The following is a 14,585-nucleotide window of genomic DNA, read 5'->3' on the forward strand; positions in this document are numbered from 1 at the left end:
TGGCGGAGTGGACGGGACTCGAACCCGCGACCCCCGGCGTGACAGGCCGGTATTCTAACCAACTGAACTACCACTCCACGAGTGTGTTACAGTTATTTCTTTTTCATATAAATGATTGGTGAAATTAACCAATAAGCTCTTAAATAATACTGTTGGCGGAGTGGACGGGACTCGAACCCGCGACCCCCGGCGTGACAGGCCGGTATTCTAACCAACTGAACTACCACTCCAGTAAAATCAACGTTACATAATATGCAACTCCGTTGAGGCGCAGATAATACGGAGTTGCAGGTACTGAGTCAATAACGAAAAACAAAAAAAACACAATATTTACAAGGTAAAAGGTCTAACTGCTCGTTTTATCGCCATAGCGTTTATTTTTTAGCTTCAGTTTCATCTATATCTAACGGTTTTAGTTGATCTAAAGAAAGAGTATTCAGTGCTAAGTCACCTTCTGAAAGTAGTTTCTTTTGTTTTCTTTTTAAAACAAAAAGTATTACCGCAATACTAATTGCGATTAAAAGTATCAGCGCTAATACAATTATCCATAAATATTGAAAATCGCTACTTGTTTCTTCTTCAATATTTTGTTCTACGAGTGTATCTGATGTTTGTTCTGTTGTCGGAGTTGCAACAGGTGTTGCAATCTCTTCAATAATCGGCTCGGGTTTCGCCAACTCAAAAGTATATTCTGGTAGGGTAAACTTAATTTCACGCCCGTCTGCAGTGTTAGCAAAAACAGTTCCTGAGAATTTATACGCAGTGTGTGGAAGCAGCACCTTTAAAGAAAGAGTATCGTGAGCGAGCGTTTCATCGGAAAAGTGTACTAACAGTTGAGTCTGTGTATTTAATTCCGTGTTATTAATATTACCTTCGACAATTACTGATTTCGGATCAATTTCTGATGAATCAACTTTAAAAACAAAATTAGCTTCATCGCTTTTTTGCTCATGTTGCTCAATCTGATAAGTCACCGGTTGTGGGAAAACCACTACATCAGCATTATAACCTCGTGTGAAAATGTTATTTTTAGTTTTGACGCTAAGTAAATAACGACCCGGTGCTAAATCCATAAAAATATGCGTCGTTAACTCTCCATCAAAGGGAAGCGAGTCATAATACTCCCCATTATCTTGATAAAGTGATAGTAAATCTTGCTCGTCATTTACTAAGGAAACGCTAAGTCGAGCACTGCGTAAAAAGTCTTTGTCAGTCATGACTTTATCTTCATTGACCAAAGAAGCATAGGTTGTTAGGTACTCTCTTTCGTAGACTTTTAACGGTAGTTTTTTAACTTTTAAGGTAACTGGACTTAATAATTGAATGCGGTTGTCACCATGCAGCGTGGCAATTGCTTGCCAAGGGCCCGGCATAGGGTTTTGGATTGTGATAATGTCCTGATTTCGATTATTTACCCAAGCAACTTGGCTTTCTGGGTTACGTTGTGCGTACCACTTACTTCCATCCGGTTTCACCAGTACTACCTTTTGAGGGTGAGCTGGATGATTCAAGATAATAGTTACTTGCTCTGTTTTGGGGTCTATTCTAAATCGGTTGTCTAATAACGATATATCATTAGGTGCATAAATGGTATGTGCTGAAGCATTGATTGATAACAATGCTAAAAAGATAAGTGCTATCCATTTACTATTGATTATCGCCATAAACAACTCCCTGATTTAGCTACTAAGTCTAATCTAGACTCATGTGCTGTTAATTCTTCTTGATTCGCATGAATGATAGGTAATGATGACTGCTGCTGACGCATGCGTCGTCCTGTATCATTACTACCTGATTCATTATTTGCTAAATTAAGATCCTTTTGACCACCTGACATTAGCAGGTAAACATCGGCTAAGATCTCTGCATCTAATAACGCGCCGTGTAATACTCGATGCTTATTATCGATACCATAACGATCACATAAAACGTCCAAGTTGTTTCGTTTTCCGGGAAACATTTTCTTAGCCATCTCTAAGGTATCGGTAATAGTTGATATTTCTGCAGTGGGTTGTGTTTTTTTATTTAAAAAACGAAACTCTTGGTCCATAAAGCCAACATCAAAGGGAGCATTGTGAATAACCAAATCAGCGCCTTTGATAAAGTCGATAAACTCATCTGCTATTTCTGCAAATCGTGGTTTGTCATATAAAAACTCATCGGTGATACCGTGTACGGCCATTGCCTCAGGGTCGATTAACATATCAGGTTGTATATACACATGATAATGGCGTCCTGTTAGGCGACGATTAATGACTTCAACACACCCGATTTCAATAATGCGATGACCTACATATATTTGTCCATCTTTGTTCATACCTGTGGTTTCTGTATCTAATACAACTTGTCGGGTGAGTTTACTTGTGTTCATGGTCATCTCTATTTATAGTTGTTGCGCAGTTTGCTCAGCTTAATTCGTAGAGCATTAATGTCCTAGTCTAACAAATTTATGTGATGGTAATAATGAAAAAAATCCAACTTTACACCGATGGCTCTTGTCTTGGTAATCCTGGTCCCGGTGGTTATGGTGCAATTTTAGTGTTTAATGAGCATCGTAAGGAGTTATCTGAAGGTTATGCAAAGACAACGAATAATAGAATGGAAATGTTGGCTTGTGTGAAAGGACTGGAGAGTTTAACTGAGGTATGTGAGGTAGATGTCACTACTGATAGTCAATATGTACGTCAAGGTATTACCCAATGGATTCATAATTGGAAAAAAAGAGGTTGGAAAACTGCAGCCAAAGCACCTGTTAAAAATGTAGATTTATGGAAAGCATTAGATGCTGCTCAAGAGAAGCATACAGTTCGCTGGCATTGGGTGAAAGGTCACTCAGGGCATCCTGAAAATGAGCGATGTGATGATTTAGCACGTGAAGCGGCAGAAGCAAATCCAACTCAAGTTGATTCTGGGTTTGATGGTTAGGGCAATAATTTAGAGTGGGTTTGTTTAGTCGCGACAGGGCGATTATTGATGATTGCTCTTTTAAACGTAATTCCTGTTTTTATACGCGTCATGGGCGTGCACTGTTTTTTCGCTACGATAAAGTAGATACTGCAAAATGTTGATAGGTATTGTCTGCCTATTTTCTCTATTAATGATGAAATAGCATTTTTAGGTTGTGGTGATATATAGTCAAAATGTTTTTTTTGCTTTATCTCAAAGCCGAGTAAATGTAACCAATCTATTACTCGATTAGGTGAAAACAAGCGTGCAGTATGTTCATTTTTTGAAGATAGCAGCGCCCGGCAGCCAAATAAACTATATGGATTAAAGCCACTAATAATTAATATACCATCTAACGTTAATACTCTATCTATCTCTCGTAACAACTGGTGTGGGTCGCTAGAAAAGTCGAGCTCATGAACTAAAATACACAGGTCTATAGTTGCGTCTTGAAAAGGTAAGTGATGTAGGTCACTTCTGAGGCCAATATCTTCTCCATCTTGAGCACAATTTATTTGATGACGAATAGGGCATTTATTGGTCTTCAATTGTGTGCTTAAATGACCTAGCTTTAAGAGATTATAACCAAAACAATGCGATATAGCCTCATCTACTAACTGTTGCGTTTGTGCATGTAAGTAACGTCCATTACTCAATTGTAACCAATCTGTTATGGGGGCTAAATTACGTGACGTTTTTGCTATTTTCATCTATTTTCACCTCCTAAACTGAAAAGTTGAGATAAATTATGTTTACCGTATTAACTATACCTGCTTTTAATGACAACTATATTTGGCTTATTAAAGATAGTCAAAGTCAACGCTGCGTTGTTGTTGATCCCGGTGATGCAGAGCCTGTATTAGCAACATTGGAAGCACAGCAACTGATTATTGAAGCTATTCTGATCACACATCACCACCACGATCATACTGGTGGTGTTGCTGCTTTAATAGCTGATAATCCTGAGATAAAAATATTTAGTAAAGCACCTCTTTTTGAGGGCGCGACATTAGTAGATGACAATGATCAGGTGTCATTACTGGATGGTCGTTTAAGTTTAAATGTATGGCAAGTCGCAGGTCATACATTAGATCATATCGCATTCTTTAATGAGCAAGTCTTGTTTTGTGGAGACACTTTATTTTCTGCTGGATGCGGACGCATTTTTGAAGGGACGCATCAACAGATGTATCAAGCTTTATTGCGATTAAAAACGTTAAATGAAAATACTAAAGTTTATTGTGCTCATGAATATACACAAAATAATTTAATCTTTGCATTGGCTGTTGATCCAACTAATCAAGATTTATTGGCATATACCAAACAAGTTAGTAAATTACGTCAACAGGGAGTACCAACGATCCCAACTACTATCGCTCAGGAAAAGCTAGTAAATCCTTTTTTACGATGTGAAGATCCTGGATTATTAGCTAATGTTCAGAATTTACTCGCACAACCAATAGTTGCTGGAGAGCCGTTATTCAAGGCTTTACGCACCCATAAAGATCATTTTTGATTCAATAGAGAAAAGCACATAGAATACACGGCCTACTTTTTTGAAAATGGCTCAACAATGAAATTGTTTTTCTCTATATTTTTTATCTTTCTTTTGAGTGCTTGTCAAAGCACTTCATTACAAACAACTGCTCCTGTTGAGTTATCTACCGAAAAAATTTCAGATATACCTCAAATAACTAGTAATAGTGGCGTTGTCAAACACGCTAGTATAACTAAAACTGTGGAAGTAGAAGTTCCTTTTGCCGAAAAACACTACGATAACTTGTGGTTAAAATTAGCAGAAGGTTTTCAATTTGAAGTACCGAATAACCCTCGCATAACTGCAGAGCGTGATTACTATTTGAAACATCCTGCCTACCTACAACGTGTTTCAAAACGTGCAGAGCCTTTCTTATGGTTGATTGTTGAGCAAATTGAAAATAATAAACTCCCTTTAGAACTTGCTTTATTACCAGTTGTAGAAAGTGCTTTTGATCCTTTTGCTTATTCACCAGCCGGGGCTTCAGGTTTATGGCAGTTTATGCCAACTTCTGGTCAACGCTTTGGTTTACAACAAGATTGGTGGTATGACGGTCGCAGGGACGTATATGCATCAACGCGTGGAGCATTAAATTATATGCAGGTGCTGCACAATTATTTAGGTAATGATTGGTTGTACGCCTTCGCAGCCTACAATTCTGGTGAAGGACGCGTAGAAAGAGCGATTAGAAAAAATAAGAAAGCGGGTAAGCCAACTGATTATTGGAGCTTATCTTTACCTAAAGAAACGCAAAAATATGTGCCTAAATTTTTAGCCTTAGTGGATATTTTACGTAACCATAAAGCTTACGGTATAGAGTTACCGCATATACCTAATACTCAAGCACTTACCTATGTTGATATTGGCTCTCAAATGGACTTAGCTTATGCTGCTGAATTAGCGGATTTGACGGTTTCTGAAATCCAATTATTGAATCCTGCATTTAACCATTGGGCGACTTCGCCTGAAGGGCCACATCGACTGTTATTGCCAACTGCAATAGCAGAGCAGTTCTCAAATAAACTCGCGAAGATAGATAAAAGCCAACGTATTCGTTGGGATCGTTATCTAGTAAAGTCAGGCGATAGCTTAAGCGTCATTGCTCAGAAAAAACAAACGACAACTCGTGTTTTAAAACAAATTAATGATTTAGATAGTTCATTTATTAAAGTCGGGCAGGCATTACTAATCCCTATTGCGAGTAAACAGCAGCAACAAAATTTATCTTCACAGGCGAAGGAATATGAAAAAATTGCTGCAGCAAGCGCAACAACCAATAAAAAGGTAATACATAAAGTGGTAGAGGGAGACACGCTTTGGGATATTAGTAAAGAATACAAAGTTACCTCTCAGCAAATTGCGAAGTGGAATGGTTTTAACGTTAAAAAAACGTTGCGTTTAGGTGAAAAATTAACGATTTGGAAGGCTGTACCGACTTTAGCTATTACACAAAATAAGAGTATTACCAGAAAAGTGACTTACCATGTACGATCTGGTGATTCCTTAGGTGGTATAGCGCAGAAGTTTAAAGTGAAAACTGCGGACTTAATTCGTTGGAATAAAATTAAAAATAGTAAGTTCATTAAGATAGGCCAAAAGCTGCAAGTATATGTTGATGTAACTAAATCTAACACTTAAAACTAGCTTTACTTTATTTCGTAACATGGTTAATTTAGCTAAGAGTTATGTGTTTATTTTACATATTCTTAGCTTTATTAATGCTGTTTTTTTCGTTAGAAAACCTTCGCGATAGGTAGAATGGCAATAGCGTAATTAAAGTTACTAGGCTTTATTTAGGCTATCAACAGTTTCAGATACATTATGAGCAGCAAGTTGAATGTCGCTCATTACCTGTTCTATATGGGTGATCTGTTCTCTGCCTTTTTCTGCAAATTCAGATACTGCATTGATACCTTGTTGCACATTTTGTGTAACTTCTTGGTTATTTGCGACTACATCTGATATCTCTTTAGTTGAATCAGTAGTACGTGAAGCTAATTGTCTAACTTCATCAGCTACTACAGCAAAACCTCTGCCTTGCTCACCCGCTCTGGCTGCCTCTATAGCTGCATTTAACGCTAACAAATTGGTTTGATCTGCTATGCTTTTAATCGTTGACACCATTGCTTGAATATTATTTGCTTGCTCACTTAATACGTCTATTTGCTCTGTTGTTTTAACCGTTCGACTAGAAATATCTGCTGAGGTTTGCACGGAAGAGGCCAGCATATCAGACGCTTTATTAATCATGCTGACTGTTTCTAATGAGGTTTCGTGTGCGATCAGTGATGCATTTTTCACTAAAGCTTCTCGTTCGACATTGTGTGTAATATTACTGGCAAATTTAATAACTTTAATAACCTTATTGTTTTGATCTACGATTGGGTTATAGGTAGCTTCAAGCCATAGGTCATTGCCATTTGCATCTTTTCTGAGGAACTGGCCAGTTTTAAATTGATGTCGTTGTAAGTCTTCCCAAAAAGTAGGATTCTTTTGATAAAAAGTATCATCACAAAATATTTTATGATGTTTACCTTGAATGCTGTGGAGTGGATACTGTACTGCATTTAAAAAATTTTCATTTGCAGTAATAATGTAGCCGTCAGGAGTAAATTCAATAATTGCTTGAGACTTATCTAATGCGTTAAATACCGCCTCCTTGGACATAGATGCTATTTTAGTTGAAGTAACATCTTTAGCTATTTTCATGATTTTAATTATTTGGCCGTCTTCGGTAATAGGGAAATAAGTTGCTTCTAGCCAGATGGTATCTCCATTTTTATGTTTACGCATAAAAGTACCTTTAATGGAGTCACCTTGCTTAAGTGAACGCCAAAACTGTTGGTAGTCATTACTTTTTACATAATCAGGGCAACACATATTTGAATGGTGTATACCAATAACTTCGGATTGATCATAGCCAGTAATCTTTAAGAAAAGGGAGTTTGCATCAAGGATTATACCGTCAGGTGTAAACTCTATTGTCGGTACGCTATTTTTAATAGAATTAACAATACAATCTGCTTCTTTAAGCATTGATTTATATTGTGTTAATTCATTCTTTAATTGTTTATTAAACATATTGGATCCAATATTGATGTTATTTATAGCATTGTTAGTACTATTTGTTTTTTAGTTACCCCTTATCACAGTTGATGCGTTATATCGACTTTTAGTATAAATACAAGTATGTCTAAAATAGCGTTATCAATGATAAATTTCCTTGTGTGCTGCATTCTTAAGCAGAGATGATTTATTGGTTTCAAATACACTTTTTTCAATAGGGAGAAGAACTCGTTAGTATAGTTTCTAAATTATTATTTTGTTCATTAAATAAACTATTTTATTCGTATATTTATATCACTTTAAAATATTTTTACAGCTGGTTTATTGATAGGCTTTTACTACTCCATATTAGATAATTCAAACTATATAGCGATAGTGTTTACTATCAAACATTGCATTTTTTTTATCTTGGAAGCTATAATTGATTTAGTTTAATAATCTCATACTTTTTTTTGATGTAATTGTTTGAATTTATTGTGAGTATGGATGGATAACAGAGAAGTGATAAATGGAATTTAGTTTCAATTTGATAGAAGGAAATTGGTTAAAAAGCTGTGTAGAAATAGCATTAGCAATGATTGTTCTTTTCAAAGTGCCTATTCTACGTATTAGAATCAGCTTATTTGCATGCGCTGTCATATCTGTTATTTGGCATAGTTCAGTGCCTGAATCTATTTCTGCTGCGTCTTTCTCATGGAGTTTTTTATTACTAGAATCACTCCGATATTTATCTTGGATCATCGCTTTACTTTATCTATTGATGCTCAGTAGGCAATCAAAACTACCTAATAGTTGGGCTTATAGTTTGTATGCCGCTATGACGGTTATATTAGTATTGTTCTTGTATAATATTGATAACGAAGCGTTATTCCCTTCACCCGTATTAGCATTGTATCTAAAAATTTTACTAGGGTTATTCGGCGTAGTTATTTGTGAGCAGTTGATTCGAGATGACCATTCAAGTCGTATGACCAAGTTAGTTGCGCTTGTTGCTTTTATTCTTTTTGCTTATGACATTATTGTTTTTTCTTTATTGTTATTAAGTAGTGATTTACATGTTTCTTTGTGGGAAGCTAGGACAGTTATAAGCTCTGTTACCTCATTAATATTGGCATTAAGTATCATATTTTATGCAGGGCAATTACAAGAACGTAGTCGTTTTAAATTATCTAATAGTGTCATTATTTTCAATACAAGTTTAACGGTCGTAGGCGGGTTTTTAATTGCAATAGCGCTACTAGCTTCTGCATTTGATTACTTTGAGATTAGTTGGTTAAGTGCATCAAAAGTGATTTTATATGTACTAGCTGTGTTTTTACTTATTGCTTTATCCTTGTCCGAAAAAATTAGAGATAGCTTTGTTGTCTGGACGAGTAAACATTTTTTTGCACATAAATATGATTATAAAAAGCAGTGGATTCAACTAGATGGCTTATTATCCAAACAGCATAAAAATCAAAATTGTTATGATATTTCACTTAATGCATTAAAGACTATCTTTCATTGTAATGCTGGTGGTATTTGGGTAAAAGGACAACAATTTTATACCTCTGTTGCAACACAGAATCTTAATTTTTCAGGTAGCGTTCCTATCGAGCCAAATCAAAGTGATTTAATAAAAAAGCTAGAAGAAGAGGAATGGATCTTTCAAGCACGCGAATACGCAAATAAATACGATGCGCAATATAACTCTTATTTACCAGAATGGGTCCCTAATATTGAGGGAATTTGGATAATACTACCTCTTAATAGTGCATCCGGTTTAATCGGTTTTGCTGTATTGTGTAAAAATAATCTGAATGAAAAAGAAAAGTTAACGTGGGAAGACTTGGATTTACTTAAATTAACAGGCCGTCAAATCGCTAGTTATATTAGTCAAGAGCAAGTATCTGAAAAACTAATTCAAAACCAACAATTTGATATGTTTAATAAAATATCAGCGTTTGCTATCCATGATATTAAAAACTTAATTGCGCAACAGGGGTTAGTGGTAAAAAACGCGGAAAAATATAAACATCATCCTGAGTTTATTGATGATGTTATTGCTACTATTGCAAACTCAGTAAATAAAATGGATCAGCTTCTTAAAAAAATAAAAGGGGAGGTTGAATCAAAAACCATTAATTTACATGAATTATTGAAACAAGCTGTGAAAATGAATGTAAATGGATTGCCAAGTCCTGTTTTTACTTCTGATTGTGATAGTGCTTTTATTAATGGTGACAGCGATAAGCTGTTAATGGCTATCAACCATTTAATCAAAAATGCTCAAGATGCAACTGCTGCTGATGGCTCGTTGACTTTACATCTTCGTAGTCATGATAATCAAATTTGGATAGATATTACAGATACTGGGATTGGGATGGATCAAGCATTTGTTAAAAATGAGCTATTTCAACCTTTTAATAGTACAAAAGAAAATGAAGGCATGGGTATTGGCGCATTTCAAATACGTGAAATCATCCATGGTTTAAATGGTGAATTAATCGTTGAAAGCACGCCTCGAAAAGGTAGTAAGTTTTCAATATATTTACCTATGTTAAGTTAGTTATTTTAAAACAGTTGTTATAGATGGAATGTTAAAGTGCGAAGGAGTAGCCATTACATTAATGTTTTACTCTAAATATGATGTTTATTAGTTAAATTTTAAAAGAGAGATGGATATGAAAAATTACCTTATAGCACTGTTTTGTGCCGTCATTATTTCTGGATGTGCAAAAACAGAAGTTTTGAACGAGGCTCCTTATGCTGACCGAGTGAAGTTTTCTGAATATAAAATAGGGAATAATGATCAGTTATTAGTTAGCGTATGGAAAAATACAGAGTTATCAATCAGCGTACCAGTTCGCCCTGATGGTAAAATTTCAATGCCTCTAGTAGGCGATGCGCAAGCACAAGGGTTAACACCTGAAGCATTAGCGGAAGAGCTAGCTGATAAGTTAAGTAAATATATTCGAGCGCCTAATGTTACTGTAGTTGTTCAAGCGGCTAACAGTGCGTCTTACTCAAGCCGAGTTCGTATTACAGGTGCAGTGAACGGGCCATTATCTATTCCTTATTACACGGATCTTAATGTATTAGATCTCGTGCTAGAAGCCGGTGGTTTAACTGAATTTGCTAATGCTGATGAATCAATCTTGTACAGAAAAACCCCTGATGGTATTAAACCTTACCATGTCAATGTTGAGGATATCTTGCATCGTGGCATTTTAGAAACCAACTACACATTACGTCCATCTGATATTTTAATTATTCCTGAGAGCGTGTTTTAACAATGGATATTACTGAGATCTTTAAATACGCTGCGGTTGTTTGGCGTGAAATATGTCAGCGAAAATTTAAGGTGGCTTTTGTTGTCACTTTGATTAGTTTTGCGATTATGTTTATCGGTATTTTACGCCCGCCAAGCTACTCTAGCTCTATTACTATTTTTGCAGATAATCAAAATATTATTAAACCTCTATTAGGGTCTAAAGCATCTGTTACGGAGCTTAAGCAAAACAGAAGTAACCAAGTGCGTGATATTATCTATTCTCCACGTATTTTGTCTCAAGTGGTTGATAGTGTTTATGGTAAAAATGCTTTTCCGACACCACTAGCGAAAGATATTAAAATTAGCCAAGTACGTAATAACCTTACCATTGAAGGACGATCTGGAAATTATATTCAAGTTTCTTATAAAGATGATAGTGCTGACAGAACCTTTGAAATATTAAACAAAGTCGTGTCTGTATTTATTGAAGACAGTGCAGATACCAAACGTGAAGAGAGTCGAAGTGCTTTTAACTTTATTGATCAGCAAGCTGCATCATATAAATCATTACTATTAAACGCAGAAGAAAAGCTTAAAAGTTTTCAATCGAATAACTTTGATGGTACTGAAGATGAAGTAAACAATCGTATTGCTAGCTTACGTGCTTCTATTGAAGAGATGAATATTCAAATTCAAGAAAGCAATACACGTGTTGGTAGTCTCAAAAGACAGCTTTCTAGAGAGAGCAAGTATGCTGATAATAATTATGAAAGTGCGGTCTACAACAGCCAGTTAAGAGAGTTAAAAAAACAAAAAGCAGCGCTACAGGTTAACTATGAAGACAGTTACCCTGCGATTGTCGATATTAACTATCAAATTAACGATTTAGAAAAAGTGATTTCTGAAATCGGGACTAAAAAAAGCACTGAAAGCTCAGTAAGTGCGGACTTTAACCCTTTATATGAAGAACTAAGAAGTTTATTGTCTGCAGCACAAGTCGAGAATCGTACGCTATTAAATCGCTTAAAAGCTTTTAATCGTTTATTGGACGAGTCATATGAGCGTCGTAAACGTATTGCAAACAATAAGGCTGAGTTGTCAGAGTTAACACGTGATTACAGTGTTTTCCAAGAGCAATATGAAGAGATGCTGACTAAAAAAGAGAAAGCTCGTATTTCAATGGTACTTGATATTCAAGGTCAGGGAGTAAACTACAAGCTTCAAGAAGCCGCTACTTATCCAAATACGCCAATTGGTGCTCGTTTCATTCATTTCTTTATTGCGGGCCCAATTGTAGCTTTATTGGTTATTATCGGTATTTTTGTTGCGAAAATTTTAGTGGATTCAAAAATTAGATTTTCTTCTGAAATAAAAAATATCGAAGGGACTGTGCTGTTAGCTAGTATCCCTCATGCTACTTGTCATTCGGAAAGTAAAACTCGTCGTCTACATAACACCTTTTTATTACTTTACTATATTGTCTGTATGTCTGGTTATGTTGCGATTGCGCTTGCCTTCAAATATGGCGCATCGTTAGACAACATCGTTAGATTAGGAGCATTTTAATATGTCTGTATCTGAAACTACTTCAACAAATACAACCGCATTGAAAAATAATGATGCTCTAATGCCTGATTCGGTTAATACCAATCAGATCAAAGAGATGGCTGAAGCGCCTTTGTTATCAGCAAAAGAACTCGATGAATTAAAAATTATTTATCCTGGTTTAGATGATTATAAAACCCTGAATGCTTATCGAGAGTTACGCACCAATTTATTCAATAAAATGCAGCACAATAACTTTATTTGTATGGTGACAGGTATATCTCAACAATCCGGGACGAGTCACGTCAGTATGAACTTGGCGACTAGTATTGCCTTAGATCAAGGTAAGACTGCCTTAGTGATTGATTGTAATATTTATAAGCCACGCATTGCTTCTTACCTTAAGGAGAAGCCAACTTTGGGCTTAACTAACTTCTTGGCAAGAGATACTGATGCTATTACGGATATCATTTATCCATCAGGTATTCCTAGGGTTCGAGTTATTCCTGTCGGTAATAATACGATTCATGCGGCAGAGCTTTTTTCATCGAATAAAATGCAAAATTTTATTAACTCAATTAAAAACCGTTATCCAGACCGGTTTATTATTATCGATACGCCACCTATTGGTTTATATGCAGAAACACAGATATTAGCGTCCATTTGTGATACTGCTTTATTGGTCGTTGGATATGGACAATCTAATTCATCACAAGTCGAGGCAGGGATTGATGCGTTAGGAAAAGATAAATTAGCAGGAGTCGTTCTTAACAATCAGTAATACTTATTTGAAATGTTTATGAAGCTTAAATAAATAAAGTAAAGCATGACATAGACGGCAGTAATACGTTTCTTTAAATATTAAATTATTAAGTGCAACGTGTTTATTTATCTGCATTACAAAAATAAGTCATTATCAGATTTAATATAGGCAGTGTGTGAATATGAAACTAAAAAAACGCTATCAGAGGTTACTCGAAATAGGATGTTTGGTGCTATTACCAAGTATCGCGTTAGCAAATGATTTACCTGGCTCTGTCAGTGAGAGTTATGTGTCATTTGGTTTATCACACACTCAAAGTGACAATATCACTCAATCCACCAATAATAAACAATCAGGATATGAGCAGCAAGCCGATCTTGGTGTTGGTTATTTTAATCAAACCGCAACTAACCGTACCGCATTAGATTATTCTGCATATTACACAACCTATAGTGAAGATAGCATAGACAATGAAGGTGATGTGTCTGGTAGCTTAAGTATAAGTCAGGAGCTTTTTAGTAAAAACCTAACCCTTAATTTAACGCACTTTAGACGCTCTTATTTGCTAGATGAAGCCGGACTTGATGTTCCTGAAAATACAGGGGATAGAGACGTATTTACTATTAACCCTGTTTGGGTTCTACCATACTCATCAAGAGCAGGTGTGGAGCTTGATTATGATTTTACTGCCACTCGCTACACCGATGATGATGACCAAGATACCAATCGCAATGGGGTAGGGGTAACTTGGTATAATGAATTATCATCTAAAGCTCGCCTAGAAGTTGCTACAGATATTAATAAAGTAGAGTACCTTTCTTCTAATTTTGATTACACACAAACTGACGTGAATGCCTCTGTTGAGGGCAAACTGCGTGAAGGATCTTACCTCGTGCAAGTTGGTTATAGTAATGTCACTTCAGATCAAGGCGATGAAGGAGGGGCTGTTTTTAAATTATCTTATAGCTACCAATTTAGTCGACAAAGTCTTTCACTAACTGCACAACGAGAATTAAGTGACTCATCACTGGGATCCGGTGATGATGTACTAGATAACAGTGATGAAAGTGTCAGTGATGATGCTGAAATTCAGTGGATAGATAGGGTTGACCTACAACACCAGTTTTTCATTACAAACCGCTTAAGTAATAGTAATACTCTGTACTATCAGAAAGATACTGAAATCATTGGCGATGATGTAGATCCTCGTTGGGGAGGAAGTACATATTTCAGCTTACAAGCGACTAAAAAAATAAATACGTTTTTATCATTTGGTTATAGTGAATCAACGATAAATACTGATTTTGATAAACAAGCGACTAACGCAACCCTTGGCAGCAGTTATGCCTTCCACCCTCATTTAAGTTTTTCTTTACAGGCTAATTATTATAAACAGTCTATAGAGGACGAATCCGATAGCTATGATGAGATGCAATACACCGCGAGTGTCGAGTTTAAATATTAAGGATTGAAGA

12 protein-coding genes, 2 tRNA genes and 1 pseudogene are annotated in these 14,585 nt (G+C 35.9%); 8 read left to right on the forward strand and 7 right to left on the reverse strand.

What is annotated here, in order from left to right; all coding sequences use genetic code 11:
- The 4 genes from V5290_RS08210 to dnaQ form a co-directional block, all read right to left on the reverse strand.
- Window positions 1-77 (reverse strand) — tRNA-Asp (locus V5290_RS08210).
- Between the two features lie 76 nt (window positions 78-153).
- A tRNA-Asp gene (locus tag V5290_RS08215) sits at window positions 154-230 on the reverse strand.
- 144 nt (window positions 231-374) lie between these two features.
- Window positions 375-1,664, reverse strand: coding sequence for a hypothetical protein (locus V5290_RS08220; protein WP_333383895.1), 1,290 nt, complete (start codon window positions 1,662-1,664; stop codon window positions 375-377).
- A complete protein-coding gene (dnaQ, locus tag V5290_RS08225) occupies window positions 1,655-2,371 on the reverse strand; it encodes a DNA polymerase III subunit epsilon (protein ID WP_333383898.1) in 717 nt (238 codons plus the stop codon). The genes V5290_RS08220 and dnaQ overlap by 10 nt, the downstream gene beginning before the upstream one ends.
- A 92-nt stretch (window positions 2,372-2,463) precedes the next feature.
- On the opposite strand from dnaQ, the gene rnhA reads away from it, so the two are divergent.
- Entirely contained in the window at window positions 2,464-2,925 is a 462-nt protein-coding gene (gene rnhA / locus V5290_RS08230) for a ribonuclease HI (RefSeq protein ID WP_333383901.1), read from the forward strand.
- Here rnhA and V5290_RS08235 read toward each other — a convergent pair.
- Window positions 2,922-3,656: a class I SAM-dependent methyltransferase gene (locus V5290_RS08235; protein WP_333383903.1), complete on the reverse strand. Its 735-nt coding sequence runs from the start codon at window positions 3,654-3,656 to the stop codon at window positions 2,922-2,924. The genes rnhA and V5290_RS08235 overlap by 4 nt on opposite strands.
- Window positions 3,657-3,694: 38 nt before the next feature.
- On the opposite strand from V5290_RS08235, the gene gloB reads away from it, so the two are divergent.
- Both gloB and V5290_RS08245 read left to right on the forward strand, forming a co-directional pair.
- Window positions 3,695-4,462 carry a hydroxyacylglutathione hydrolase gene (gene gloB / locus V5290_RS08240; RefSeq protein WP_333383907.1) on the forward strand — a complete coding sequence of 256 codons (768 nt, stop codon included), beginning with the start codon at window positions 3,695-3,697 and terminating at the stop codon, window positions 4,460-4,462.
- A gap of 57 nt (window positions 4,463-4,519) precedes the next feature.
- Window positions 4,520-6,121: a LysM peptidoglycan-binding domain-containing protein gene (locus V5290_RS08245; protein WP_333383910.1), complete on the forward strand. Its 1,602-nt coding sequence runs from the start codon at window positions 4,520-4,522 to the stop codon at window positions 6,119-6,121.
- 144 nt (window positions 6,122-6,265) lie between these two features.
- Here the strand turns inward: V5290_RS08245 and V5290_RS17535 are convergent, their stop codons facing one another.
- Together V5290_RS17535 and V5290_RS17540 are read right to left on the reverse strand one after the other, a co-directional pair.
- Window positions 6,266-6,733 carry a methyl-accepting chemotaxis protein gene (locus V5290_RS17535; RefSeq protein WP_416351609.1) on the reverse strand — a complete coding sequence of 156 codons (468 nt, stop codon included), beginning with the start codon at window positions 6,731-6,733 and terminating at the stop codon, window positions 6,266-6,268.
- 69 nt (window positions 6,734-6,802) lie between these two features.
- Window positions 6,803-7,564, reverse strand: a pseudogene (locus tag V5290_RS17540) (PAS domain-containing protein); the annotation flags it as partial.
- A gap of 493 nt (window positions 7,565-8,057) precedes the next feature.
- Between V5290_RS17540 and prsK the strand changes: the two are divergent.
- The 5 genes from prsK (at window position 8,058) to V5290_RS08275 (ending at window position 14,575) form a co-directional block, all read left to right on the forward strand.
- The gene (gene prsK / locus V5290_RS08255) at window positions 8,058-10,097 is read left to right on the forward strand and encodes an XrtA/PEP-CTERM system histidine kinase PrsK (protein ID WP_333383915.1); all 2,040 of its coding nucleotides are present in this window, start codon (window positions 8,058-8,060) and stop codon (window positions 10,095-10,097) included.
- A gap of 115 nt (window positions 10,098-10,212) precedes the next feature.
- Window positions 10,213-10,821: an XrtA/PEP-CTERM system exopolysaccharide export protein gene (locus tag V5290_RS08260; RefSeq protein WP_333383918.1), complete on the forward strand. Its 609-nt coding sequence runs from the start codon at window positions 10,213-10,215 to the stop codon at window positions 10,819-10,821.
- A 2-nt stretch (window positions 10,822-10,823) separates the two neighbouring features.
- Window positions 10,824-12,368 carry an XrtA system polysaccharide chain length determinant gene (locus tag V5290_RS08265; RefSeq protein WP_333383920.1) on the forward strand — a complete coding sequence of 515 codons (1,545 nt, stop codon included), beginning with the start codon at window positions 10,824-10,826 and terminating at the stop codon, window positions 12,366-12,368.
- A 1-nt stretch (window position 12,369) separates the two neighbouring features.
- The gene (locus V5290_RS08270) at window positions 12,370-13,128 is read left to right on the forward strand and encodes an AAA family ATPase (protein ID WP_333383923.1); all 759 of its coding nucleotides are present in this window, start codon (window positions 12,370-12,372) and stop codon (window positions 13,126-13,128) included.
- Window positions 13,129-13,291: 163 nt separating this feature from the next.
- Window positions 13,292-14,575 (forward strand): hypothetical protein, encoded by a 1,284-nt coding sequence (locus tag V5290_RS08275; RefSeq protein WP_333383926.1) that lies wholly within the window; start codon window positions 13,292-13,294, stop codon window positions 14,573-14,575.
- Window positions 14,576-14,585 lie beyond the last annotated feature (10 nt).

The sequence above is a fragment of the Psychromonas arctica genome (genome assembly GCF_036697365.1).
GTDB lineage: Bacteria > Pseudomonadota > Gammaproteobacteria > Enterobacterales > Psychromonadaceae > Psychromonas > Psychromonas arctica_A.

Excerpts from the sequence above, each read along its gene's own strand:
- V5290_RS08220 (WP_333383895.1), bottom strand. The coding sequence starts at position 1,664 with ATGGCGATAATCAATAGTAAATGGATAGCACTTATCTTTTTAGCATTG.
- dnaQ (WP_333383898.1), bottom strand. The coding sequence starts at position 2,371 with ATGAACACAAGTAAACTCACCCGACAAGTTGTATTAGATACAGAAACC.
- rnhA (WP_333383901.1), top strand. The coding sequence starts at position 2,464 with ATGAAAAAAATCCAACTTTACACCGATGGCTCTTGTCTTGGTAATCCT.
- V5290_RS08235 (WP_333383903.1), bottom strand. The coding sequence starts at position 3,656 with ATGAAAATAGCAAAAACGTCACGTAATTTAGCCCCCATAACAGATTGG.
- gloB (WP_333383907.1), top strand. The coding sequence starts at position 3,695 with ATGTTTACCGTATTAACTATACCTGCTTTTAATGACAACTATATTTGG.
- V5290_RS08245 (WP_333383910.1), top strand. The coding sequence starts at position 4,520 with ATGAAATTGTTTTTCTCTATATTTTTTATCTTTCTTTTGAGTGCTTGT.
- V5290_RS17535 (WP_416351609.1), bottom strand. The coding sequence starts at position 6,733 with ATGATTAATAAAGCGTCTGATATGCTGGCCTCTTCCGTGCAAACCTCA.
- prsK (WP_333383915.1), top strand. The coding sequence starts at position 8,058 with ATGGAATTTAGTTTCAATTTGATAGAAGGAAATTGGTTAAAAAGCTGT.
- V5290_RS08260 (WP_333383918.1), top strand. The coding sequence starts at position 10,213 with ATGAAAAATTACCTTATAGCACTGTTTTGTGCCGTCATTATTTCTGGA.
- V5290_RS08265 (WP_333383920.1), top strand. The coding sequence starts at position 10,824 with ATGGATATTACTGAGATCTTTAAATACGCTGCGGTTGTTTGGCGTGAA.
- V5290_RS08270 (WP_333383923.1), top strand. The coding sequence starts at position 12,370 with ATGTCTGTATCTGAAACTACTTCAACAAATACAACCGCATTGAAAAAT.
- V5290_RS08275 (WP_333383926.1), top strand. The coding sequence starts at position 13,292 with ATGAAACTAAAAAAACGCTATCAGAGGTTACTCGAAATAGGATGTTTG.